Origin of the sequence: Mycobacterium sp. NPDC050441 (assembly GCF_040655355.1) — a bacterium.
Classification (GTDB): Bacteria; Actinomycetota; Actinomycetes; order Mycobacteriales; family Mycobacteriaceae; genus Mycobacterium.
In genome coordinates this window covers 294457-319467 of the sequence record NZ_JBFAJS010000006.1, presented here as the reverse complement: position 1 = coordinate 319467, position 25011 = coordinate 294457, and the positions used below count along the sequence as shown (strand labels likewise).

Annotated in this window: 23 protein-coding genes; 12 read left to right on the top strand and 11 right to left on the bottom strand. The window is 66.8% G+C overall.

Annotation, left to right across the window (positions count from 1 at the left end; genetic code table 11):
• Positions 1-19 precede the first annotated feature (19 nt).
• The 4 genes from AB0I14_RS19935 to AB0I14_RS19920 are packed head-to-tail and all read left to right on the top strand — an operon-like array spanning position 20 to position 3752.
• Entirely contained in the window at positions 20-859 is an 840-nt protein-coding gene (locus AB0I14_RS19935) for a LuxR C-terminal-related transcriptional regulator (RefSeq protein WP_358025126.1), read from the top strand.
• A gap of 32 nt (positions 860-891) precedes the next feature.
• Entirely contained in the window at positions 892-1998 is a 1107-nt protein-coding gene (locus tag AB0I14_RS19930; RefSeq protein ID WP_358025124.1) for an epoxide hydrolase family protein, read from the top strand.
• A gap of 18 nt (positions 1999-2016) precedes the next feature.
• Complete coding sequence (locus AB0I14_RS19925; RefSeq protein WP_358025122.1) at positions 2017-3324, top strand: DUF1254 domain-containing protein; 1308 nt, start codon at positions 2017-2019, stop codon at positions 3322-3324.
• 8 nt (positions 3325-3332) lie between these two features.
• Positions 3333-3752 carry a hypothetical protein gene (locus tag AB0I14_RS19920; RefSeq protein ID WP_358025120.1) on the top strand — a complete coding sequence of 140 codons (420 nt, stop codon included), beginning with the start codon at positions 3333-3335 and terminating at the stop codon, positions 3750-3752.
• A gap of 12 nt (positions 3753-3764) precedes the next feature.
• Here the strand turns inward: AB0I14_RS19920 and AB0I14_RS19915 are convergent, their stop codons facing one another.
• The 3 genes from AB0I14_RS19915 to AB0I14_RS19905 are packed head-to-tail and all read right to left on the bottom strand — an operon-like array spanning position 3765 to position 9490.
• Positions 3765-5615, bottom strand: a complete 1851-nt coding sequence (locus AB0I14_RS19915; RefSeq protein WP_358025118.1) for an ABC transporter ATP-binding protein — start codon at positions 5613-5615, stop codon at positions 3765-3767.
• Positions 5612-7522: an ABC transporter ATP-binding protein gene (locus tag AB0I14_RS19910; protein WP_358025116.1), complete on the bottom strand. Its 1911-nt coding sequence runs from the start codon at positions 7520-7522 to the stop codon at positions 5612-5614. Before AB0I14_RS19910 ends, AB0I14_RS19915 begins: the two co-directional genes overlap by 4 nt.
• Positions 7523-7558: 36 nt before the next feature.
• Positions 7559-9490 (bottom strand): ABC transporter ATP-binding protein, encoded by a 1932-nt coding sequence (locus AB0I14_RS19905; protein ID WP_358025114.1) that lies wholly within the window; start codon positions 9488-9490, stop codon positions 7559-7561.
• Between the two features lie 97 nt (positions 9491-9587).
• On the opposite strand from AB0I14_RS19905, the gene prrA reads away from it, so the two are divergent.
• Both prrA and AB0I14_RS19895 read left to right on the top strand, forming a co-directional pair.
• Complete coding sequence (gene prrA / locus AB0I14_RS19900) at positions 9588-10307, top strand: two-component system response regulator PrrA (protein ID WP_076112068.1); 720 nt, start codon at positions 9588-9590, stop codon at positions 10305-10307.
• 8 nt (positions 10308-10315) lie between these two features.
• A complete protein-coding gene (locus AB0I14_RS19895; protein WP_358025112.1) occupies positions 10316-11656 on the top strand; it encodes a HAMP domain-containing sensor histidine kinase in 1341 nt (446 codons plus the stop codon).
• A 71-nt stretch (positions 11657-11727) separates the two neighbouring features.
• On the opposite strand, the gene AB0I14_RS19890 is transcribed toward AB0I14_RS19895, so the two are convergent.
• The 4 genes from AB0I14_RS19890 to AB0I14_RS19875 all read right to left on the bottom strand — a co-directional run bounded on the left by AB0I14_RS19890 (position 11728) and on the right by AB0I14_RS19875 (position 14016).
• Positions 11728-12321, bottom strand: a complete 594-nt coding sequence (locus AB0I14_RS19890) for a hypothetical protein (RefSeq protein WP_358025110.1) — start codon at positions 12319-12321, stop codon at positions 11728-11730.
• Positions 12318-12473 (bottom strand): hypothetical protein, encoded by a 156-nt coding sequence (locus AB0I14_RS19885; protein ID WP_029110268.1) that lies wholly within the window; start codon positions 12471-12473, stop codon positions 12318-12320. The genes AB0I14_RS19890 and AB0I14_RS19885 overlap by 4 nt, the downstream gene beginning before the upstream one ends.
• Before the next feature lie 11 nt (positions 12474-12484).
• The gene (locus AB0I14_RS19880) at positions 12485-13450 is read right to left on the bottom strand and encodes an OmpA family protein (protein ID WP_358025107.1); all 966 of its coding nucleotides are present in this window, start codon (positions 13448-13450) and stop codon (positions 12485-12487) included.
• Positions 13451-13653: 203 nt separating this feature from the next.
• Positions 13654-14016 (bottom strand): FKBP-type peptidyl-prolyl cis-trans isomerase, encoded by a 363-nt coding sequence (locus tag AB0I14_RS19875; RefSeq protein ID WP_358025105.1) that lies wholly within the window; start codon positions 14014-14016, stop codon positions 13654-13656.
• Positions 14017-14047: 31 nt separating this feature from the next.
• On the opposite strand from AB0I14_RS19875, the gene AB0I14_RS19870 reads away from it, so the two are divergent.
• Both AB0I14_RS19870 and AB0I14_RS19865 read left to right on the top strand, forming a co-directional pair.
• On the top strand, positions 14048-14296 hold the full coding sequence (locus tag AB0I14_RS19870; protein WP_358025103.1) for a DUF2630 family protein: 249 nt from the start codon (positions 14048-14050) through the stop codon (positions 14294-14296).
• 15 nt (positions 14297-14311) lie between these two features.
• Complete coding sequence (locus AB0I14_RS19865; protein ID WP_358025101.1) at positions 14312-15868, top strand: NAD(P)/FAD-dependent oxidoreductase; 1557 nt, start codon at positions 14312-14314, stop codon at positions 15866-15868.
• Positions 15869-15899: 31 nt separating this feature from the next.
• On the opposite strand, the gene AB0I14_RS19860 is transcribed toward AB0I14_RS19865, so the two are convergent.
• Positions 15900-16328, bottom strand: a complete 429-nt coding sequence (locus tag AB0I14_RS19860) for a MarR family transcriptional regulator (RefSeq protein WP_358025099.1) — start codon at positions 16326-16328, stop codon at positions 15900-15902.
• Positions 16318-17772 carry an MFS transporter gene (locus AB0I14_RS19855; RefSeq protein WP_358025097.1) on the bottom strand — a complete coding sequence of 485 codons (1455 nt, stop codon included), beginning with the start codon at positions 17770-17772 and terminating at the stop codon, positions 16318-16320. Before AB0I14_RS19855 ends, AB0I14_RS19860 begins: the two co-directional genes overlap by 11 nt.
• A 133-nt stretch (positions 17773-17905) precedes the next feature.
• On the opposite strand from AB0I14_RS19855, the gene AB0I14_RS19850 reads away from it, so the two are divergent.
• Both AB0I14_RS19850 and AB0I14_RS19845 read left to right on the top strand, forming a co-directional pair.
• A complete protein-coding gene (locus AB0I14_RS19850; RefSeq protein WP_358025095.1) occupies positions 17906-19666 on the top strand; it encodes an amidohydrolase in 1761 nt (586 codons plus the stop codon).
• A gap of 36 nt (positions 19667-19702) precedes the next feature.
• Entirely contained in the window at positions 19703-20167 is a 465-nt protein-coding gene (locus AB0I14_RS19845) for a YbaK/EbsC family protein (RefSeq protein ID WP_358025093.1), read from the top strand.
• A gap of 55 nt (positions 20168-20222) precedes the next feature.
• Here AB0I14_RS19845 and AB0I14_RS19840 read toward each other — a convergent pair whose 3' ends face one another.
• Positions 20223-21527 carry a citrate synthase gene (locus tag AB0I14_RS19840; RefSeq protein ID WP_358025091.1) on the bottom strand — a complete coding sequence of 435 codons (1305 nt, stop codon included), beginning with the start codon at positions 21525-21527 and terminating at the stop codon, positions 20223-20225.
• A gap of 274 nt (positions 21528-21801) precedes the next feature.
• Between AB0I14_RS19840 and AB0I14_RS19835 the strand changes: the two genes are divergently transcribed.
• Complete coding sequence (locus AB0I14_RS19835; protein WP_358025089.1) at positions 21802-22923, top strand: hypothetical protein; 1122 nt, start codon at positions 21802-21804, stop codon at positions 22921-22923.
• A gap of 26 nt (positions 22924-22949) precedes the next feature.
• Entirely contained in the window at positions 22950-23930 is a 981-nt protein-coding gene (locus AB0I14_RS19830; protein WP_358025087.1) for a hypothetical protein, read from the top strand.
• Positions 23931-23945: 15 nt separating this feature from the next.
• On the opposite strand, the gene AB0I14_RS19825 is transcribed toward AB0I14_RS19830, so the two are convergent.
• A complete protein-coding gene (locus tag AB0I14_RS19825) occupies positions 23946-25010 on the bottom strand; it encodes a sensor domain-containing protein (RefSeq protein WP_358025085.1) in 1065 nt (354 codons plus the stop codon).
• Position 25011 lies beyond the last annotated feature (1 nt).

The window sequence follows — 25011 nt, the reverse complement described above, 5'->3', positions numbered from 1 at the left end:
CCGAAAGTGGGTACCTGCAATGCGCCCCTGGCTGCTGCGGCCTCGTGACGCCGACGCGGTGCGCTCCGAACTGCGCCGCATGGCCGCCGACACCGGGCTCCCGCTGGCCTTCGGCGGACAGGTACACGAGGACACCCTGCTGCTGAGCGAGTTCTTCGGCACCCGCACCGGCGCCATGCGCGGGCTCGCGGTGCTGCCCCGCGCCGGGCTGGGCGGGGCGAGCCTGGCGTCGCGCCGCCCGATCTCGGTGCCCGACTACCGGCGTGCCTCGAGCATCACCCACGACTACGACGAGCCCGTGCTGTCCGAGGGAATCCGTTCGATCCTGGCCGTGCCGGTGGTCGTCGACGGCACAGCCCGGGCCGTGCTGTACGGAGCCCACCGCACCAGTGCGCCGATCGGCGATCGCACCGCGGCCGCGATGGTGGCCTCGGCGCAGCGGTTGAGCGACGAGCTACGCGTCCGCGACGAGGTGGACCGCCGCATGCGGATGCGGGAGGCCGCGCTGACCAACTTCGCCGACACACCGGCCGACGCCGAGCAGATCCGTGAGGTGCACGCCGACCTGCGCCGGCTGGCCGCCGACACCCCGGACCTGGCCGGGCCGCTACGCGAGCTCGCCGACCGGTTGGCGGTGGCGTTGCGCGGTGACCCGCCGGCGAGCGCCCCCTTGACCGTCCGCGAGGTCGACGTGCTGGCGCAGGTCGCCCTGGGATGCACCAACGCCGAAGCAGCCCAGCGGCTTTCACTCAAGCCCGAAACGGTGAAGAGTTACCTGCGCAGCGCGGCGGCCAAACTCGGGGCGCGCAACCGCCACGAGGCGGTGTCCAAGGCCCGGCGGCTACGCCAGATTCCCTGACCTCCGCAGCTCCCTCTGGCAGATTGGGAGCCATGGCTCAGATCAACCCCTTCCGCATCGCAATCCCCGACGCCGACCTGGACGACCTCAAACAGCGACTGAACCGGACCCGCTGGCCCGAGGCCGAGTGCGTCGAGGACTGGACCCAGGGAATCCCGCTGGACTACACGAAGAACCTGGCCGCCTACTGGGCCAACGAGTACGACTGGCGCGCCCGTGAGGCCGCATTGAACCGGTTCGACCACTTCACCACCGAGATCGACGGGCTCGACATCCATTTCATCCACCAGCGATCCGGACGGGAGGATGCGTTCCCGCTGCTGATCACCCACGGCTGGCCCGGATCCATCGTCGAGTTCCACAAGGTCATCGAGCCGCTGACCGAGGCCGGGTTCGACGTGGTGTGCCCCTCTCTGCCCGGCTACGGGTTCTCCGGCAAGCCGAGTGCGACCGGTTGGGGCATCGGAAAGATCGCGGAGGCCTGGGACACCCTCATGACGCGACTGGGCTACACCCGCTACGGCGCCCAGGGCGGCGACTGGGGTGCCGCCGTGACGACGCAGATCGGCCGCAATGTGGGGGCGTGCGTGGGCATTCACGTCAACATGCCGATCGCGCAGCCGCCGGCCGAAGGCGTCGGCGAGATGACCGAGGACCTGCAGAAGGCCCTGGCCCGCATCGACTACTACCGCAAATGGGATTCGGGCTACATGAAGCAGCAGTCCACCCGGCCGCAGACCGTCGGCTACGGACTGGTCGACTCCCCCGTCGGTCAGCTCGCGTGGATCGTGGAGAAGTTCTGGTCGTGGATGGATTGCGACGGAAACCCCGAAAACGTGGTGTCCAAAGACGAGCTGCTCGACAACGTGATGCTCTACTGGCTCACCGCATCGGCGGCATCGTCGGCCCGGCTGTACTGGGAGAGCGCCAACACCTTCGGCGGCGGCGAATACGTCGGCCTGCCCACCGGGATCGCGTCGTTCCCGATGGAAATCCTGCGTGCCCCGCGTAGTTGGTGCGAGACCGGCTACAACGTCACCCACTTCACGACGATGCCCCGTGGCGGGCACTTCGCGGCCTTCGAGCAGCCGGAACTGTTCGTCGAGGATGTGAAGACGTTCTTCGACACGGTGCGTTGAGGTATTAGCGTCGTGAGCATGGACCCATTGGTGCGTTCCCGTGCCGTGCAGGCCGTCATCTGGGGGATGCCCGCCGTCAACTTCGAGCTGCTGCGTCAGGCAGCGGTCGAAGTCGGCGCGGGCGACAACCAGGTGGTGTTCTGGTCGAAACTGCTGGATTGGAAGAACCAGACCCTCACGCCCAACCCGGACACGCTCTACTTCTTCCCGTTCTACAACACCCAGGCCGGCCCGGTGGTGCTGGAAATTCCGCCCGCAGAAGGCGGTTCGATCACCGGGTCGGTGGACAACGCGTGGCAGGAGGCGATCGAGGACGTCGGACCCGCCGGGGTCGACAAGGGCAGAGGTGGCAAGTACCTGATCCTGCCGCCCGGGTTCGACGGCGAGGTCCCCGACGGCCACATTCCGATGCCGTCGGCGACGTACACCGGATTCGGTGCGCTGCGGTCCAACATCGCATCCAGCGACGATGCGGACGTCGCTGCGGCCGTCGAATACGGCAAACGCATCAAGTGCTATCCGCTGTCCGGGCCGGAACCGACCGCCTTCTTCGATGCATCGGACGCGTTGTACGACAGCACGATTCCCTACGGACTCCGCTTCTTCGAGTTGCTCGATCAGTTTGTGCAACGTGAGCCGTGGCTGCAACGGGACCGGGTGATGATCTCGGTGCTCGCCTCGATCGGCATCGAACAAGGCAAGCTGTTCGAACCGAGCGCCGAGCTGAAGTCAGTGCTCGAGGCCGCCGCCTCCGAAGCGCACGCCTGGCTCGACGCCAACTATCCGAAGTTCTTCACCCCGCCGTACTTCGAGGGAACCCACTGGGCCGTGCCCGCCTCGCCGGAGGTGGTGCAGGGCATGCAGAGTGGATTCGCCGACCCGACCAGCTACCCCGTCGACGACCGCGGCCTGCTGTACTCATTCATCTACTTCAGCGCCAAACATCTTGGCCAGGGCCAGTTCTACGTGATGACGATCGCCGACCGCGAGGGTGCGGCCTTCGACGGTGCCGCCACCTACCGGCTCCGGGTGCCCGCGGAAGCGCCGGTTTCGCTCTACTGGTCGGCGACGGTGTACGACCGTGGCACCCACGCACTGATCCGCGACCTGCCGTACGGGAGCCGCTCCTCCCACCGACCCGACCTCGTGACGAACCCCGACGGATCCGTCGACATCTACTTTGGCCCGTCCGCACCGAATGGCAAGGAGTCCAACTGGATCCCGACAAGGCCCGACGGCGGGTTCGAGGTGCTGTTCCGGCTATACGGCCCGAAACCCGCCCTGTTCGACAAGACCTGGGCGCTTCCCGACATCGAGAAGCTGTAGCCGCCACCATGAACCGCCTGCGCTGGCTGGGCATCGCCGTCATCGTCGTCGCCGTGGGCGGCGGCACGCTGCGGCTGCTGTGGCCGCAACCACGGCCGCCGCTCGTCGCCGAAGCCGATGCGGGGCCGTACCTGGTGCGGTTGAAAGGCGATCCGCCCAAGGTCGGGATCGGCTCGCTGACCGTCGAGATCCTGGGCAGCGCAGGCGAAACACCGACGCCGGAGTGGGTGCGGTTCGAACCCCACATGCCACAGCTGGGTCTGGTCAGCACAGGGGTCGAGGCCGTGCCCGCAGGCACGGATGACTACAGCGGAGTCATCGACCTGTCCGCGCCGGGGCAGTGGGACGTCACGGTGCGCATCGGAATGGGCACGGACGCAGGCGCAAAGAGCTATGCCGCCGTGCTGCACGTGACTGCCGAGCGCTAGACACCTGCGGACTCAGGCCAGGGAATCCACCCAGGCCCGGTGCAACGCCGCGTAGGCCCCGTCGGCCCGGCCGATCAGCTCCGCCGGCGCCCCGTCCTCGATGATGCGGCCGTGCTCGAGCACCAGCACCCGGTCTGCGATCTGCACCGTGGAAAGCCGGTGCGCGATCACCAGGGCGGTGCGGTCGGCCAGCACGGTTTCCAACGCGCGCTGCACCATTCGCTCACTGGGGATGTCGAGCGAGGACGTCGCCTCGTCCAGGATCAGCACCGCCGGGTCGGCCAGGAACGCCCGGGCGAACGCCACCAGCTGACGTTGCCCCGCCGAGAGGCGGCCGCCGCGCTTGGCCACATCGGTGTCATACCCGTCGGGCAACGCGTCGATGAACCGGTCCGCGCCGACCGCCGCGGCCGCCGCCCGCACCTGCGCGTCGGTGGCCTCGGGCCGCCCGAACCGGATGTTGTCGGCGACCGTCCCGGAGAACATGAAGTTCTCCTGGGTGACCATCACGACGTGGCGGCGCAGTTCGGACTGCGCGAGCTCACGCAGGTCCACCCCGTCCAGCGTCACCGACCCGGCGCTGGGGTCGTAGAACCGGGCGATCAGCTTGGCGATGGTGGTCTTGCCCGCACCGGTGGTACCCACCAATGCCACGGTCTGACCGGCCGGCACCGCGAGCTCAAGACCCGGCAACACCGGCCGGCCGGTTGTGTACTCGAACCGCACGTCGTGAAACGCGATGTCGCCCTTGGGGTCCGGTAACGCCACCGGCACCTCCGGATCGGCGATGGCGGGCTGCTGGGCCAGGACCCCGGCCAGCTTCTCCAGCGCCGAGGATGCCGACTGGAAGGTGTTGAAGAACTGCGAGATCTCCTGCATCGGCTCGAAGAACATCCGCAGGTAGAGCAGGAACGCGGCCAGCGTGCCTACCGTCATCTCACCGTTCAGCACCCGGTAACCGCCGTACAGCAGCACCACGCCGGTGGTGAGGTTGCCGACCAGTTTGACCCCGGGCATGAAGATCGCCAGCAGCTTGAAGGTCTTCTCGTTGATCGCCCGGTACCCATCGGCGACATCGTCGAAGATCTCCTGGTTTCGTGGCTCGCGCCGGTAGGCCTGAACGGCCTTGATGCCCGTCATGGTCTCGACGAACTGCACGATCACCAGGGCCGCACTCTCGCGCACCACTCGATAGGTCTTGCCCGACTCGTTGCGGAACCACCACACCAGGGCCACCAGGATCGGGAACGCCGCCAGACACATCAGGCCAAGGCGCCAATCGAGAGCCACCAACAGAACTGCCGTGCCGAACAACGTCAGCACCGCGGTGATCAGGCTGTCGAAACCGGTTTCCAGCATGTCCTGGATGGCCTCGACATCGTTGGTCGACCGGCTGACGACCCGGCCCGAGGTATACCGATCGTGGAAGGCCACATCGAGCTTGCCGAAATGCCGGAACACCCGGCGGCGCAACTCCAGGAGCACCCGCTGCCCGACCCGCCCGGAGCGCCGCAGGAAGAACATCCGGCTGATCGCCTGCACGATCACCACGACGCACAACGTCCCGACGATGAGCATCAGCTCACGGGCCGGACCGCCCTCGACGATCGGCGGGATGCCGCGGTCGATACCGCGCTGCACCAGGATCGGAACCGAAAGCCGGGCAGCGTTTTCCACAACGACCACCAGTGCCAGCACCGCGACCGTCCGCCGGTAGGGGCGCAGCAGTGACATCAGCAGCGCCCGGGCCTCACGACGCCGGGGCACGCTTTCGTCGATCGGGAGGGCGTTGGCGTTGCCTGCGCTGTCGGTGGCACCGTCGCGGTCGTCGGTGACCTGTCCGCGCCAGTCAGTGAGGGTCATCGGCGCTGCACCTCCGCACTGAGATGTGGTGGCTCGCCCACTTCGTCGATGGCTGCCCGCTCAGCGTGCCCGCGCTCCAACCGGCCCAACGCCTCGTCATCCTCCCACTCGCAGCTGCGCTCACTGGAGTCGTCGAGTTGGTCGTCGGCGGCCAGCAGGTAGCGGTATTGCGGTACCTGCGCCAGTAATTGGGCGTGGGTCCCGATGTGGGTGATGGTTGCCCCTGAAGGACCAACCCTGTCCAGCAGCGCGACCTTGTCGGCCAGAAGCACAGTTGACGCCCGGTGCGCGACGATGATGCCCGTCACCCCACGCAGAACCCGGCCCAGCGCTTCGGTCACGACGGCCTCGGTGTGAACATCCAGCGCCGACAGGGTGTCGTCGAGCACCAGGATCTTGGGCGCCGCCAGGATGGCCCGGGCCAGCGAAAGGCGTTGGCGCTGCCCACCGGACAGGCTCATGCCCTGCTCCCCGATCCGGGTGTCCAGGCCGAACGGCAGGTCGTAGACGAACTGTGCGGCCGCGATCTCGATGGCCTGATCCATCTGCTCGTCCGTGGCATCTGCTCGGCCGAGTCGTAGGTTTTCTGCCACCGACATCGAGAACAACGTCGGATCCTCGAATGCCGTGGCCACGGTCTGCCGCAGCGCCGCCAGGCTCAACTCCCGGATATCGCGGCCGTCGATCAGGATCTGGCCCTCGGTGACGTCGTAGAGCCGCGAGAACAGTGCGGCCAGTACCGATTTGCCCGAGCCTGTCGCGCCGACGAGCGCCAGCGTCTGCCCCGGCTCGACCACCGCATCGACATGCCGGAGGGCCCATTCGTCACCATCGGGGAATTTGAAGCCGACGTCGCGTAATTCGAGGCGGCCACCGCGCGGCGGCTGCGACACCGGGCCGTCGGCGATATCTACCGGGGCATCGAAGATCTCGGCGATCCGGTTGGCGGCGGTGAACGACTCCTGGGTCATCGACAACAGAAAGCCCAGCGACGCGATGGGCCACACCAGCGACAGCATCATCGTGATGAACGCGACCAGTGTGCCCATGGTGACCTGGCCATGGCCCGCCGCGTACGCACCGAAACCCAGCACCACGATCAGCGTGAGGTTCGGGATGACCTCGAGGAGGGTCCAGAACTTCGCCGATACGGTCACCCGGGCGAACTGGGTGTCATACAACTGCGTGGCCTGCTCGTCGAAGCGATCGAAGACGTAGTCCTCCCGGCCGAACGCCTTGACCACCCGCAGCCCGAGCGCGGCCTCCTCGACATGGGTTGCGACGTGGCCGGTCTGGTCCTGCGCGAGCCGCGACAACCGGGTGTACTCCCGCTCGAAATGCAGCACCGTCAAAGTGATCGGCACGATCGACACCAGCACCACGACACCCAGCGGCCAGTACATGGCCAGCAGGATCGACGTGACCACCACGATCTGCAGGGTGTTGAGGATCAGGAACACCAACCCGAAGGACAGGAACCGGCGGATGGTCGACAGATCGTTCATCACCCGCGACAGCAGCTGCCCGGACTGCCAGCGGCTGTGGAAACTCATCGGCAGGATCTGCAGCCGCGCATAGAGATCCTTGCGGATGTCGGCCTCGACGCCCATGGTGGCGCGGGCCACCAGCCAGCGCCGGATGAACCACAACACCGCCTCGGAGATTCCGACCGCAACGGCGGCCGAACCCAGGACCCACAGCCCGTGCGGATCCTGGTGGCGCACCGGGCCGTCGATCACGGCCTTGGTCATCAGCGGAATCGCCACCGTGGCGGCCAGGCTGACCACCGCCACCACGACCATCACGATCCAGCGGGCCCGGTACGGCAACAGATAGGGCAACAGCCGCCACAGATCTGAACTGGTCCGGATCCGCTTCGGAGATGGGGCGATCGCGGCTTGACTCACTGAATCAATCCTCCCATCAAAAGCAAACGATTAACCTCACGCGGCCGGAACCTCCTCGGCGAACTGCGTGTCGTAGAGCTCGGCGTACCGACCGCCGCGGGCGAGCAGTTCGCGGTGGGTGCCACGCTCGACGATGCGCCCGTCCTCGACGACGAGGATGAGATCGGCGGCGCGGACCGTGGACAACCGGTGTGCGATGACGATCGAGGTGCGCCCGTCCAGTGCCTCGGCCAGGGCCTGCTGCACAGCGGCCTCCGAGGCCGAGTCCAGCGACGCCGTCGCCTCATCGAGCACCACCACCCGCGATCGTCCCAACAGCAGGCGCGCGATGGTCAACCGCTGCCGCTGCCCTCCGGACAGACGGTATCCGCGCTCACCGACAACTGTGTCCAAGCCGTCGGGCATCGCCGCGATCACGTCGTCGAGCCGGGCCCGGCGCAGGGCGTCCCACAGCTGGTCTTCGGCCGGAGCCGCCCCGGCGGCGACATCGGATCGAGCTTGCGGAGCAGCCAGCAGGAGATTCGAGCGGATCGACTCATGGAACAGGTGCCCGTCCTGGGTCACCATGCCCACGGTGTCCTTGAGCGACGCGAACGTCACGTCGCGCACATCGGCGCCGTTGAGGGTGATGGATCCGGAGTCGACGTCGTAGAGCCGGGCCAGCAGCGACGCGATGGTCGACTTACCCGCTCCCGACGAACCGACCAGCGCCACCATCTGCCCTGGCTCCGCGGTGAACGAAATGCCGTGCAGCACCTCGTCCCCGCCCCTGAGGTCGGTTTCGGAGAGCGTCGCCACTTCCTCCAGCGAGGCCAGCGACACCTTGTCCGCCGACGGATAGGAGAAACGGACGTCGTGAAATTCGATCGAGACCGGCGCGCCTTCTTTCTGGCCCGGGACCTCGACCGCGTCAGGCTCCTCGGCGATCAGCGGCACGAGGTCCAGTACCTCGAAGACCCGCTCGAACGACACCAGCGCGCTGGCGATCTCGACCCGTGCGTTGGCCAGGGCGGTCAGCGGCGCATACAGCCGGGTCAGCAACAGCGCCAGCGACACCACCGCGCCGGCCTGCAACTGCCCGCCGATCGCCAACACCCCGCCCAGCCCGTAGACCAAGGCCAGGGCGAGCGCCGACATCAGGGTCAGCGAGTTCATGAACGTCGACTGCAGCATCGCCGTCCGGACCCCGATGTCACGCACCCGGTCGGCGCGCACCGCGAACTCGCCGGACTCACGTTCCGGACTGCCGAACAGCTTGACCAGGGTGGCGCCCGGGGCGGAGAACCGCTCGGTCATCTGGGTGTTCATCGTGGCGTTGTGGGTGGCCGCCTCCCGCGACAGCCCGGCCATCCGGGTACCGATGCGACGCGCGGGCAGCACGAACAACGGCAGCAGCGCCAACGACAGCAGCGTGATCTGCCAGGAGATGCTGAGCATCACCACCAGTGTCAACGTCAGGGTCACCAGGTTCGCGACGATGCCCGAGAGCGTGTCGGAGAACGCCCGCTGCGCCCCGATCACGTCGTTGCCCAACCGGCTCACCAGGGCGCCGGTGCGGGTGCGGGTGAAGAAGGCCACCGGCATCCGCTGCACGTGGTCGAACACCGCGGTGCGCAGATCCAGGATCAGACCCTCACCGATGTTCGACGACAACCACCTGGTCAGCAGGGCCACCGCGGCTTCAGCGACGGCGATCGCAGCGATACTGCAGGCCAGCAGCAGCACCGTCGACGCCGGGCCGCCCTGCGTGATCGCGTCGACCACACGGCCGGCCAGCACCGGCGTCGTCACCGTCAACACCGCGCTGACCACGCTGATCGCGACGAACCAACCGAGCCTGCGGTGGTGGCGCGCGGCGAACCGCCAGATCCGGGACAACAGCCGCCGGTCGGCCAGTGCCCGCAGGTCACCGTCACGCGCGTGGGCCTGCCGATACAGCGCCTGTCTGGCCACGCTTTCCATACTCATAGGCATCACGGTAAAACCTGAACAATTATTGAGGTCAATAACATCCCCGGGGACTTCCCTGGGAGCCTGCGCGATTCGCCGCTGTTCATCAGGCAAGATGGCTGGCATGGATAGCGCTACCGGTGGCATGGCCTCGCCCCGGGTCCTCGTCGTAGACGACGACCCCGACGTGCTCGCCTCGCTGGAACGCGGGCTGCGGCTGTCCGGGTTCACCGTATCGACGGCCGTGGACGGGGCCGAGGCGCTGCGCAGCGCCACCGAGACCCGACCCGACGCGATCGTGCTCGACATCAACATGCCCGTGCTCGACGGTGTGAGCGTGGTGACCGCACTGCGCGCGATGGACAACGACGTGCCCGTCTGCGTGCTCTCGGCCCGCAGCAGCGTCGACGACCGTGTCGCCGGCCTGGAAGCCGGCGCCGACGACTACCTGGTCAAGCCGTTCGTGCTGCAAGAGCTGGTGGCCCGGGTCAAGGCGCTGCTGCGCCGGCGCGGCGCATCGGCCACCTTCTCGTCCGAGACCATCCAGGTCGGCCCGCTCGAGGTCGACATCCCGGGCCGCCGCGCCCGGGTCAACGGTGTGGACGTGGATCTGACCAAACGCGAGTTCGACCTGCTGGCCGTCCTGGCCGAGCACAAGACCGCGGTACTGTCCCGGGCGCAGTTGCTGGAACTGGTCTGGGGCTACGACTTCGCCGCAGACACCAACGTGGTCGACGTGTTCATCGGGTACCTGCGCCGCAAACTCGAAGCCGGCGGCGCGCCACGACTGCTGCACACCGTCCGCGGGGTCGGTTTCGTCCTGAGGACCCAGTAGCCCCGACCATGAGACCGCTGACCCGGATCTTCCGCCGCACCCCCTCGCTGCGGACCCGGGTCGCGTTCGCCACCGCCATCGGCGCGGCGATCGTCGTCGTCATCGTCGGCACCATCGTCTGGGTCGGCATCACCAACGACCGCAAGGAACGGCTGGACCGCCGCCTCGACGAGGCCGCCGGATTCGCCATCCCGTTCCTGCCGCGCGGCCTCGGCGAGATCCCCCGCTCCCCCAGCGATCAGGACGCGGTCATCACCGTCCGCCAGGCCGGTGACATCTCGTCCAATTCGAACGTGATCCTGCCCGAACTGCCCGACGGCTACGCCGACACCTACATCGACGGCGTGCGCTGGCGGGTGCGCACCGTGCAGATCCCCGCCCCGGGACCCATGTGGGTGGCGGTGGGCGCGACCTACGACGCCACCATCGCCGACACCAACAACCTGCACCGCCGGGTGCTCATCATCTGCGTGTTCGCCGTCGGCGCGGCCACCGTGCTGGGCTGGGTGCTGGCCGCGTTCGCGGTCCGCCCGCTCAAACGGCTGGCCGAGCAGACCCGCGAGATCGAAGCGGGCGACGAGGCGCCCGACGTCGAGGTACGCGGCGCCAGCGAGGCCGTCGAGATCGCCGACGCCGTCAACGGCATGCTGCAACGCATCTGGAAGGAACAGGACCGCACCAAGGCCGCATTGACCTCGGCCCGCGACTTCGCCTCGGTGTCGGCCCACGAGCTGCGCACCCCGCTCACCGCGATGCGGACCAACCTGGAGGTCCTGTCCACGCTCGACATGCCCGACGATCAACGCAAGGAAGTGGTCAGCGACGTCATCCGCACCCAGTCGCGCATCGAGGCCACCCTCGGCGCCCTGGAGCGCCTCGCGCAGGGCGAGCTCACCACCACCGACGACCACGTCACCGTCGACATCACCGAACTGCTCGACCGCGCCGCCCACGACGCCATGCGCGTCTACCCCGACCTCGAGGTCTCGCTGGCGCCGTCACCGACCGTGATCATCATCGGGCTGCCGACCGGACTGCGGCTTGCCGTGGACAACGCGATCGCCAATGCGGTGAAGCACGGCGGCGCCACCCGGGTGCAGTTGTCAGCGGTGAGCTCCCGCGACGGCGTGGAGATCGCGATCGACGACGACGGGGTGGGCGTGCCCGAGGAAGAACGCGAGATGGTGTTCGACCGCTTCTCGCGGGGGTCGACGGCATCGCGATCGGGTTCCGGTCTCGGATTGGCACTGGTGGCTCAGCAGGCCGAATTGCACGGCGGCACCGCCACTCTGGAATCCAGCCCACTGGGCGGGGCGCGACTGCTGTTACGCCTGCCCGGCCCGCACTGACACGCCCCCAGATACAAATCGCCCGCCTCCGATGGTGGAGGCGGGCGATCTGCGTTGCTGTTACTTCTTGTCTACTTCTTGTCGCGCTGAGACTTACCGCTGTCCCACCGGTTGAACCCGGCCCCCTCGGCGGTTTCCACGTCGGCGAACCAGATCTCGGCGATGGTCACCGAGTAGGACGGGCTCTCCGGCGAGTGATAGAGCATCGAATCCTCGTTGCCCTTGATCAGATACCCCGTCGGCGTGCCCGCACCCGAGACCCGGACCGAACCGGCACCGTAGGGCGTCTCCTCGACGACCTTGACGTCATCAGCTCCGTCGTCAGCAGCCTCATGGGCACCTCCGCCGGAGGCGAACTTGGCCGCACCTGCCGCACCCGCACCCGCGGCAGCCGCACCTGCCGCCGCGGCACCGGCGCTGGTGACCTTCGGCAGCTTCGTGGTGGGCTCGTCGACCGAGCCGACCTTGGGCAGCCGCGTTGTGGCGTCATCGGTGACGGCCGTTGCGGCGGCGGCAGTTCCGCCCTTTGCCGCAGCGTCGGGACGGCGGCCGAGGGCACCGTACACCGGCACCTCCCGCTTCACCCGGCGCAGGGTCAGTGCCAGCGTCAGTACCAGCCCCAGCACAAAGGCCAGGGCCATCAGCCACCAGTTCACATCGCTCATCGTCGTGCTCCAATCTCACGCGAGCCGGGCAGTTCGGCGAACGCCTCTTCCTCACTGGTGGGCTTGACGGTCACGACTGAGATCAGCCAGGCCACCAGCGACCCCACCACGAACGCGAGCAGGTACCACAACCATTGGATTACGAAGTCCATGTCGAATCTCCCTAGTTGACCGTGATCTCGACGCGGCGGTTCTGCGCCTTGCCTTCGGGGGTGTCATTGCTGGCGATCGGATTCGCCGAACCCGCGCCCGACGACGTCACGTGATCGGCCGCCAGCCCCTGCGAAACCAGATAATCGGCAACGGCTTTGGCGCGGTTGCCGCTCAGCGGGACGTTGATCGCGTCATTACCCGAGCTGTCGGTGTAACCGGTGACAGCCACCTGCGCACCCGCACAGGACTTGAGCTTGTCGGCCACCTGAGAGAGCAACTGCTGCGATGCCGGAGCCACCACGAACCCGTCGGTGCTGAAGTTGATCGGCGTGCGCAGCAGTGCGCTCACATCGCCCTGCAGCACGGCGCAGGGTCCGGGTGTACCCGGAGTTCCCGGCGCACCAGGAGCGGCAGGGGGCGGAGGCGCGGGGGCAGCCGGTGCCGCAGCGATCTGAATGTTGTTGACGAGCTTGATGTTCGGCCATGCCGCCTTGGCAGCCGCCTCGACCGCGTCGCGCACCTGCGCCGACGGCGCGGTACCGGTCAACGTGAGCGTGTCACCGTCGACGCTGAAACTGAAATCCGGAATGCCCTCGGCTGCGGCGTCGAACACCTTGCCCAGAGCCGAAACATCGGGGGTACTCACACCCGGACGCAGATTCAGGTTGTCGATCAGATTGACGTTCGCACCGAACTTTCCGCGCAGCCAGTCCAGCAGCGAGGTCTTCGCGGCCGCGTCGGGCAGATCGCCGGTGAGGGTGAAATCGTTGCCATTACGGGTGATCGACAACGGCGCGAACGAGAGGTTCGGCAAATTGACGTTGGGCGCGTTGACGTCCGGGGCATTCACGTCCGGAGCGGTCATCGTCGCTGTGGGATTGACATCGGGAAGAGTGAGATCGGTGTTCTTCTTGGAGTGGTCGAGCCCACCCCATCCGATCAGCCCCAGCAACAATGGAACTGCCGCCAGCGCCAACAACCAACCCAAACCGGGTGGTCGTCGATATAATTTGGAGGCTGTTTGCCAGCCTGTGATTGTCCGAGATTCGTCCGAACCCGACATTTGGGCACTCCTGAAGTCGACGAACAGTTATCGATTGAAACGAAACAGGTTGACGTTAGCAGCAAATGGAATTTGATGGTTAGGTTCGGCTAATACTGTTCGAACCCACGGCGACGTCAGCGAGTGGCGAGCAGATCGATCACGAAGATCAGCGTCTTACCGGAAAGCCGGTGCCCCGAACCCGCCGGACCATAGGCCTGGGCCGGCGGGATGACGAGCTGGCGGCGACCACCCACCCGCATCCCGGGAATTCCGTCCTGCCAGCCTTGAATTAGGCCCCGCAACGGAAACTCAATGGATTCTCCACGATTCCATGAGCTGTCGAACTCCTCACCGGAGTCGTATTCGACGCCCACATAGTGCACCTCGACAGTGCCACCGGGCACTGCCTCGGCGCCGTCGCCGACCACCACATCCTTGATCACCAATTCGGTGGGGGCAGGTCCGTCCGGAAACTCGATCTCAGGTTTTGTACTCACCAGATCAACGGTAGTCGGGCAGACTGGTTGTGTGGCCAAAGATCAGGACATCCTCGCCGAAGTTCACCGGCTCGTTGCCGAAGAGCAGGAGCTCCGGTCGAAACTGCAGCGCCGGGAAATAGACGAATCCGAAGAGCAACACCGACTGAGATCGCTGGAAGTCGCCCTCGACCAGTGTTGGGACCTGTTGCGGCAGCGCCGCGCACTCCGTGAAACCGGACAGGATCCCGGATTGGCCCACCCCCGTGGGGCCGACGAGGTCGAAGGTTACAAGGGCTGACCGGACGGGTATGACGTGACCGAAGGCGCGTTGGACGCCGTCATCGTCGGTGGCGGGCACAACGGCTTGGTGGCTGCTGCCTACCTGGCTCGCGCCGGCCGCCGGGTACAGGTGCTCGAGCGCCTCGACCACGTAGGCGGGGCGGCTGTTTCGGCGCATCCCTTCGACGGTGTGGATGCGCGGCTGTCGCGGTACTCGTATCTGGTCAGCCTGCTGCCGCAGCGCATCATCACCGATCTGGGCGCCCGAATCCGGCTGTCGCGGCGCCGATACTCCTCCTACACACCGGATCCGGTCACGGGCGGGGCCACCGGCCTGCTGATCGGTCCGCAGCCGACGTTCGACGCGATCGGCGCAGACAACGACGCGGTCGGGTTCGATGAGTTCTACCGCCGATGCGGGCTGGTCACCAGCCGAATCTGGCCGACGCTGCTGCAGCCGCTGCGCACCCGGTCCGAGATGCGCGGGGACGTGCTGGGCGGACAGGACACCGAAACCGCCGCGACCTGGGACGCCCTGATCGAACAGCCCATCGGTGAAGCGATCACCGCCGCGGTATCGCACGATCTGGTGCGCGGTGTGATGGCCACCGATGCCCTGATCGGCACGTTTGCCGGCATCGACGATCCGTCGCTGGTGCAGAACGTCTGTTTTCTCTACCACCTGATCGGCGGCGGCACCGGCGACTGGGACGTCCCGGTCGGCGGGATGGGCGCGGTCACCGGGGCCCTGGCCGCCGCCGCAGCCGGCGATGGAGCCGAAATCATCACCGGTGCAGATGTTTACGCCGTCAGCCCGGATGGCGAGGTGTGCTACCGGCAGGGCGGATCGACCCGGCGGGTACGCGCCGACCGGGTGCTGGCCAACGTCACGCCGGCCGTGCTGGCCGAACTACTCGGCGAACCGGCACCCGAGACCGCCGCCGGTGCGCAGGTGAAGGTCAACCTCATGCTGCGTCGGCTCCCTCGGCTTCGCGACGAACGTGTCACGGCCCAGCAGGCATTCGGTGGAACGTTCCACATCAACGAGACCTTCAGCCAGCTGGCCGGGGCCTACGACACCGCCGCCGCCGGGCGGGTACCGGACCCGCTCCCATGCGAGATCTATTGCCACTCCTTGACCGATCCCAGCATCCTGTCCGAGGACCTGCGCGCCTCGGGTGCGCATACCCTGACGGTCTTCGGCCTGCACACTCCGCACGCACTGACGCTGAAGGACCCCGACCGGATGCGGGACCGACTCACGTCGGCGGTGTTGAACTCGTTGAATTCGGTTCTGGCCGAGCCGATTCAGGACGTCCTGATGGAGGACGGCGCTGGTCGGCTGTGTATCGAGTCCAAGACCACCGCCGATCTGGAGCAGGCCCTGGGGATGACCGCGGGCAATATCTTCCACGGCGCGCTGCGCTGGCCGTTCATCGAGGACGACGCGCCCCGGGAAACCCCGGCCCAACGGTGGGGCGTGTCCACCGGCCATGACCGGATCCTGTTGTGCGGCTCAGGATCGGTACGCGGCGGTGCCGTCTCGGGTATCGGCGGACACAACGCGGCGATGGCAGTCCTCGAAAGCTGACACCCGCACTACGCGTCGATGTGGCTGCGGGTTACGGCGCGGCGACCTTGCTCAGGATCTCCCGCAGGGCTTCGAGGTCCCCGGCGTCGAGCGCGGCCAGCGCGTCCGGCGCCGGGTCCTCGATGCGGTCGATACGCGCCAGCAGCACGCGCCCGGCGTCGGTCAGCGACACCAGCTTGCACCGACGGTTGGCCGGGTCGATCTCGCGCACGACGAGCCCGCGTTCCTCAAGGTCGTTGACCGCGACGGTGGCCGCCGGGGCGTCGACGGTGGCAGCGTAGGCCAGTTGCTTGACGGTCAACGGTTCGCGCGCAAGCCGTTTCAGGACACGGACGCGGCTGAACGGCAGCCCGGTCTGTTCGATCACCGCCCGCCTCCAGCGGTCGCGGTGATCGAACACCAGTGCGGTCAGACCGCGCCACACCTCGTCGGCCAATTCGGCCTGCCCGTCACCGGACATGGCTCACCTCCCGAGCATCGTGCTGACCGATCAGGGGCGCCAGCTTCTGCGCCGACCGCAGCGCCCACGGTGTGGTGGAGACGACGCCCAGGGCGAAGATCACCGACCCCAGTGCGGCACAGACGAACCACAGCGGTCGGGCAGCCGCGGCGAAATCCACACCGGTTCCGGCCAGCGCCGCACCGGCGACCGAACCACACAGCGCCACACCGACACTCACGCCGACCTGCCGACTGGTGGAGGCCACCGCCGAGGCCGCACCGGCACGGTCGAGCGGCATACCGCTGACCGCCGTGGTGGTGATCGGCGCATTCACCATCGAGAAGCCGATGCCGAACACCGCGAACATGACGAGCAGCTGCCACACCGGGGTGTCACCGGTCAGCCGGGTCAGCAGAAGGGTGGCCACGGTGATCGTGGCTCCGGCCACCACCAGCGAGGGCCGGCTGCCGTACCGGCCGACCAGCCGGCCCGACAGCGGGGAGAAGATCAGCGCACCCACCGCGACCGGCAGGTAGATCAAGCCGGTGTGCATCGCCGAGTAACCCCGCTCGGTCTGCAGGTACAGCGACATCATGAACAGGAACGCGCCGTAGGCGGCGAACGCACAGACCGCGATCAGAGTGGCCGAGGCGAACGGCACGCTGCGGAAGAACCGCAGATCGATAAACGGGTCCCGGCGGCGCGACTCGTAGCGCAGGAAAGCCACCAGCGCCATCAACGCGACCGCCGCGACGGCCACCGTGCGCGGGTCGGTCCAGCCGAACCCGGGACCCTCGATCAGCACGAAGACGACGCCGAACAGGAACGCCACCCCGAGTACCTGGCCGACCGGGTCGAGATCCCGCATGGTCGCCGATCTGGATTCGGGTACGAAGATCGCGGTGAGCACGACGGCCAGGGCACAGATCGGCAGGTTGATCCAGAAGACCGCGCGCCAGTCGACGTACTGGATCAGCGCCCCGCCCACGATCGGGCCGAGTGCCATCGAGATACCGACCACCCCGCCCCAGACGCCGATGGCGCGGGCGCGCTCGACCCGGCCGGTGAATACCTGGGTGATGATCGACATCGCCACCGGGTTGAGCATCGAACCGCCGATGGCCTGCAGTAAGCGGGCCGCGATGAGGGTTTCGATGTTGGGCGCGAGACTGCACAGCAGCGAGGCCACCGCAAAGATCGTCAGGCCCAATTGGAAAGTCCGCCTGCGGCCGAACCGGTCGCCGGTGGCGCCGGCCAGGAGCAGCAGCGAGGCCAGCACCAGGGTGTAGACGTCGACGATCCACTGCAGCTGCGACGGGGAAGCGCCCAGATCGTCGCGGATGCTGGGCAGCGCGACGTTGACGATGGTGGCGTCCATCGACACGATCAGCAGGCTCAGGCAGCACGAGACGAGGATGATCGCCTTGCGCCGGGCGCTGAGAGCGTCAACAGTTGCATTCACACAACTATTGTGAAACTACAACTATCTGTCAGGCAAATCGAAATCACTCCACCCCGCCGCCACCCCCACTACAGTGGGCGCCACCAGCAAACGCAGACCAGCCCATCCGGACGACGACCGGAACGGAAGACCCATGCGTGAACCGAGTGGTTACCCCATGTCCCGCCGCCAAGCCTTGACCGCGCTCGCCCTGTTGAGCGCGGCGCCGACCATACTGGCCAGCTGCGACTCCCGGCCGAGCGCGCCGCCCTCCGGAAGCGCCGACGTCATCTTCCGCAACGGCACCGTCTACACAGTGGACCCGGCCACGCCGCGGGCCGAGGCCGTAGCCACCCGGGGCAAACAGATCATCCACGTCGGCACGACCGAGGGCGCGATGGCGCTGGCCGGGCCGTCCACCCGGGTGGTCGATCTCGACGGCGGCATGCTGCTCCCGGGGTTCGCCGAAGGGCACATCCACCCCATCGCAGGCAGCGCCATCACCCGCGGCGTCGACCTCCAGTACGACACCCGCGACGCCATCCTGGCGGCGTTGCGGGACTACGCACCCACTGTGGCCGGCAACGGTCCGGTACGCGGTTTCGGATGGCGCTACGACGCCTTCCCCGCCACCGGGCCCCGACGCGAGGACCTCGACGCCATCTGGCCGGACCGCCCGGTGCTGCTTATCGCCATCGACGCCCACTCGGCGTGGGTGAATACCAAGACCCTCGAGCTCGCCGGGATCACCAGAGACTCCACCGACCCGGTCCCGGGATTCAGTGTGTTCCAACGCGATCCCGACGGCACCCCGACCGGGTACCTCGTCGAGGTACCCGCCTATATGCAGGTCCTGAACTCGGTGGTGCCGATGGACGAGGCGTTCGTCGCCGAATCGCTGACCAAGTGGGTGCCCGACGCATCGGCCGCCGGCATCACCTCGGTGTTCGACGCCGGCGTCGAAATCATGCCCGAGGACAAGGCTTTCGGGCACTACCGCGACCTCGAGACAGCAGGCAAACTGCCGTTCCGGGTCACCGGGAGCTACTACTACAACGATCCCAAGATCGACCCGCTGCCCAACATCATCGCGTTGCGCGATGGGCCGCAATCCGAGCTGGTGCACGTGAACGTGCTCAAGATCGTGATGGACGGCGTGGACGCCGGGCGCACCGCGGCGATGCTCGCGCCGTACGCAGACAAGCCTGACACCAGCGGTCAGCCACTGTTCTCGGCCGAACAGGTCAACGACGTCGTCCAACGCGCGGACGCCCAGAACATCGACGTTCACGTCCACTGCATCGGGGATCGAGCCACCCGCATGACACTCGACGCGATCGAAGCCGCCATGAAGACCAACCCGCAGCGCGACCGCCGAAACACCATCGCGCACCTGCAATATGTTGACCCACAGGACATCCCACGGCTCGGTGCGCTCGGTGTCATCGCGCAGGTATCCGCGCAGTGGGCCACACCCGACCCCTACTGGCGCAACGTCACCACCGTCCGTTGGGGACCGGAGCGGGCCAACCGGATGTACGCCTTCAAGTCACTGTCCGACGGCGGGGCCCGGCTGTCGTTCGGCTCCGACTGGCCCGCCGCGAGTTACTACAGCACCTTCCTCCCGCTGGAGGCGATCGAGATCGCCGTCACCAGGCAGGAACTGGGCAAGCCCGACCAGGCACCGTTGCCCCGGCCGGAGGAACGGCTGACTCTCGACCAGGCGATCACCGCCCAGACCATGGGACCTGCCTACCAACTGCATCGCGAAGGCGACCTCGGCTCCATCACGGTAGGCAAGCTGGCCGATCTGGTCGTGCTCGACAAGGACCTGACCGCGATCCCACCATCGGAGATCCACGAGGCAGGTGTCAAGATGACGATGATGAACGGCGTTGTCCGCCACGAGAAATAGCGTTGCGCGGGCGGGGACAGTGTGGACAATGTGACGGTGAACGAACGGAACTCCCGCGTCGCGGCCGCGGTGACCGCCGCCGGAATCGAACCGGCCATCAGAATCCTCGACGCCGATGCCAAGACCGCGGCTGCGGCAGCCGAACAGCTGGGCTGTGAAGTCGGGGCAATCGCCAACAGCCTGGTCTTCGAATGCGACGGTGAGCCGCTGCTGGTGATGGCCAGCGGTGCCGCCCGGGTCGACACCGGCGTCGTCGCCGAACATCTCGGCGCCACCGACATCCGCAAGGCCGACCCGGAACTCGTCCGCAGCGCAACCGGACAGATCATCGGCGGGGTCGCACCCGTCGGGCACCCTGAACCGCTGCGCACCGTCGTCGACCCGACGCTGGCGTCCTACCCGGTCATCTGGACCGCGGCAGGCACCGCCGATTCGGTCATGCCCCTGACCTACGCCCAGCTGCTGACACTCACCGCCGGCCTCGCCCTGCCGGTGCGCTGACCCGGTATGACAAAAGCCCGGGAGCGCAATGCTCCCGGGCCTTCGTCAGTTGATGTCAGCGCTTGTTGATGTCTACGTAACCGCGCTCGGTGTAGCCGGTATAGATCTGGCGCGGGCGGCCGATCTTGTTGGGCTCCGAGTGCATCTCACGCCAGTGCGCGATCCACCCGGGCAGCCGGCCCAGGGCGAACAGCACCGTGAACATGCGCGTCGGGAAGCCCATCGCCCGGTAGATCACGCCGGTGTAGTAATCGACGTTCGGGTAGAGCTTGCGCTCGACGAAGAAATCGTCGGTCAGCGCGATCTCTTCGAGCTGCTTGGCGATATCCAGCAACTCATCTTCGACGCCGAGCTTGGCCAGGATCTTGTCGGCCTGCTCCTTGACGATGCGCGCCCGCGGGTCGTAGTTCTTGTAGACCCGGTGCCCGAAGCCCATCAGCTTCACACCGTCTTCGCGGTTCTTGACCTTCTTGACGAAGGTCTGCACATCGCCGCCGTCCTTGCGGATCTTCTCCAGCATCTCCAGCACCGCCTGGTTGGCGCCGCCGTGCAGCGGGCCCCACAACGCGTTGATGCCACCGGAGATCGAGGTGAACAGGTTGGCCTGCGACGAGCCGACCAGACGCACCGTCGAGGTCGAACAGTTCTGCTCGTGATCGGCGTGCAGGATCAGCAGCATGTCCAGCGCCCGGACGATCTCGGGATCCACCTCGTAGGGCTCGGCCGGGAAGCCGAACGTCATCCGCAGGAAGTTCTCCACCAGGCTCAACGAGTTATCCGGGTACAGGAACGGCTGTCCCTCGGACTTCTTGTAGGCATACGCCGCGATCGTCGGCAACTTGGCCAGCAACCGAATGGTCGACAGCTCGACCTGCTTCTTGTCCAGCGGATCCAGCGAATCCTGGTAGTAGGCGCTCAGCGCGTTGACCGCGCTGGACAGCACCGGCATCGGATGCGCGTTGCGCGGGAAGCCGTCGAAGAACCGCTTGAGATCCTCGTGCAGCAGGGTGTGCCGCTGGATCTGGGTGCTGAACGACTCCAACTGCTCGGCCGTCGGCAGTTCACCGTAGATCAACAGGTAGCTGACCTCAATGAACGTGGAGTTCTCGGCGAGCTGCTCGATCGGGATGCCCCGGTAGCGCAGGATGCCGGCATCACCGTCGATGTAGGTGATCGCGGACTTGGTGGAGGCGGTGTTGACGAAGCCACCATCGAAGGTGGTGTAGCCGGTCTTGGCCAGCAACGGGCCAAGCGCGATGCCGTCACTGCCCTCGGTGGCGCGGACGATCTCCAGATCAATCTCGCCATCGGGGTACTTCAGAGTGGCAAACTCCTGCCCACTCGACGGGTTTTCGGCCACGGGAATCCCTTCATCGTCCTGGGAACCGACAACTGCTCTACAAAAGGTAGTCGCAATCGATCGGCGCTGCCCGCGGGGGGTTACCAACCAGTCACCACGAACGTCCCCGCGCTGCGTTATGGGCCGTTCCGACAGAGCCCCGATTTGCCTGAGATCCCAGCTCAGCGACAGTTCCAAATTGGCGCGGTGACGCCTGCGACCGCCCACTTATACTGCTCACGGCAACCCCGTGCGCGATACCGACGTGGTGCCGCACACAGTCAAGGAGGGGGCCGTGGCCGATTGGTCCGGGGGCCAGTTCGGCGTCGGTGGGCAGCCGCCCACGCCGGGTTGGCCGACGACGGATCCCAGTTTCTCGTCCGCTCCGCCGCCTCATTTTCCCGACTATCCACTGTCGACACCGCCACCGGTCTTCGGCGCACCCACAGGAGCGCCCCCGCCCAAGCGCCGCAAGGGCATGGTCATCGGACTGGTGGTTGCTGCGGTGGTGACGGTGCTCGCGGTGCTGGCGGCGCTGACCGTCGTGATCACCCGGTCGGATTCGGGCGACGGCGGCGGCGGTGCAGGCGGCGAAAGCGCGCAAGCCGCCGTGGTGGCATATCTGGAAGCACTGGCCCGCGGTGATGCGGCCACCGCCCTGTCCTACGGCAAGTCCCAGCCAGTCTCCACCGAACTGCTGACCGACGAGATCCTCGGCCGCCAGATCGCGAAGTGGCCGATCACCGACATCCGCGTGCTCGACACCACCGACAACAGCTACATCTCCCAGGTGCATGTCACCGCCAAGTTCGGCGACGAGGTCTCCGAGGCCAAGCTCCTGGTGGAGAAACACGGCGGCTGGAAGTTGTTGAACACCTTCATCAAGATCGACAAGACCCTGATCGGGCAGAAGGACGCGGAAACCCTCACCGTGTTCGGAAAACCCGTCGACCAACCCCGCTATGTGTTTCCCGGCTTTGTCGACGTCGGCAGTAGCAGCCCGTACCTCACCGTCACTTCGAAACCGCTGGTGCTGCAGGAAATGGCCACCGGAGCGTCGGTGATGTCGATGACTTTCAAGCTCAGCGACTCTGGCGAACAGGCGATCCGCGCCGCGATCACGGACTCGTTCGCGCTGTGTACCAATTCCAACCTGATCCGGCCGCCCGGCTGCCCGATTCGTATCAATGCTCCGAATTACGTTGAGGGCACCGCCAAGTGGGGCCCGATCGAAGGTGCCGAGACGTTCAAGATCATTCCGCTGACCACCGCGATGACGGCCTCGATGATCGGCACGCTCACCACGACGATCACCGCTCAGCACAGCGGCGGCGCCGTCCCGACGGTCGCCGTGACGTCGTCGGTGTCCGGGACCGCGGACCTGTCGACAAGCCCACCAAAGCTGACCTGGAACTGAGACCTGAACGAGCGGGGAGAACACCGATGACATACCCACCACAACCACCACCTCAGTGGAACCAGCCCTCGGGCAGTCCATTCGGCTCCAACGATCCGTTCGGGCAGACCCCGCAGTGGCCGAATTACGGCCAGCAGCCGCCGACGTGGTCGGGATACGGCGAGGCACCATCTTCCGACGCTCCGCCGCCCAATCGGAACAACACCGGTTGGATCCTGGGCACGGTCGCGGGAGTGCTTGTTGTCGCGCTCCTGCTCGGCGGTCTGCTGTGGAAGCTGAACTACGGCGACAAGAACGACACCAAGAACACCGCCGATTCCACCACGACCTCGTCGGTGACCAAGGCCCCGCCGAGCACCAAGACGACTCCCTCCTCGGCGGCACCCGCCGCGCCGCCGAAAGCGGCGCCGGCCGGCTGTGACGGCCGTACCGCCACTGCCGGCCCCAATACTCCGGCAGGATGGTCGACAGTCACCACCTCGCGTGGACTGGCTTACGACGTGCCCGCGGACTGGACGGTCGAGGAATGCAGCACCGGTGTTGGTTGGGAAAAGCCTTGCCCTGACGGACCGTTCGGCTACTGTCCGGTTCGGCTCCTTAAAGGCGCCGCCACCATGCCCAACAAGCAGTGCCCGAAGGGCAGCAGTGCCATCGCCGGAGTCGCGTCGATCACCGACCTCACGGACGTCAATGAGTCCGCGACGCTGGACGCCAAGCTTGCGACCAAGATCTTCACCTCGGACAGCGGTGTGGTGCCGTCGGTTTCACTCGGAGCGCCACGCAGCCTCACCGTCTCCGGGGCGCCCGCAGCCCAGGTCGTGGCGACTGTGACCGGCATCCAGGACGACTGCACCGGTAGCTCGGCGCTCTATTCGGTGGTGTCCACCACCGTGCCGGGTCAGTCCGGCACCGTGAACTTCATCATCGACCTGGAGCAGGGCTTTGCCGGCGCGGCCGATCCGGGTGTCATCGACCAGATCGTGGGGACACTCCGCAGGATCGACTAGGCCGGGTTATCCCGGCTATCCCGGTATGCGCGACAGGATCTCGACGGCGGCCGCTTCCGCGCGGCCGCCCGGGTCGGGGCTCATGAACGCCACGTCGATCACGACGTTGGACTTGGCAGCGATGGCACGCGTATTGCGGTTACCCACTATCAACTTCGGCCCATCCTGCACCGTACTGCTCAGCAGCACGATCGACGGGTTGGTCGCGGACCGGGTCACCGCACCGACGTCGAACACAACCGGGCCGCTTGGCCCGTTCTGGGTGACAGTCCCGCGACATCCCTGCCACACCTTTTCGATCGCATCGACCTGTCGGCTCGCGGCGGATGCATCGGCGTACAACGTCACTCGTTCATCAAGAGTGCCCAGTGCGAACATCGTCTTCACGTCCAGGTTGGAGAAGGATCGGGCGTGGGTCGCGGTATGGCCGCTGTTTGCATAGATGTCCGGGAGCCCCGCGGCCACGGCAGGGAAACACTCCGTCGGCACGGTGGACAGATCGGCAACGACGCGAAGGATGGTCTCGTCGTACGGGCTGTATCCGTCGTTCAACCCGACGAGTCGCACGGAATCGTCGAGGTTGAGCAGCAGACCGGGCAACTGCGCCTCGGTGACCAACGGTAGCGGCGGAGGCTCCGGCGTTGTCGTCGTCGTCGTTGTGGTGACCGGACTCTGCGCTGCCGGTGCGGTCGTCTTTGCCTCGGTTGTCGTAGTGCTCGACGAACTCGGCACCACCGCCCAGATCACCAGCGCCGCAACGGCAACCACGATCAACGTGTACGACAGGCTCAGCCCCACCAGGGCACGATCCCGACCCCGCTGCCCGGTGCGCTTGATCTGCGACAGCCCCAGATGCCCCAACACCGCGCCCGCCGGTGCGAACAGGAACACGAACACCACCGACAATGTCGCGAAGGTGTTGACCTCATCGCGCGGCGCGGACGGTGGCGGACCTGCCGGGACGACCGGCGGCGCCATATACGGCGGCTGACCCGACGAGAACTGCTGACTCGACGGATACTGCCCGAACGGCGTACCACCGAACGGATCCTGCGGACCCCCAAAACCACCCTGCGTCATA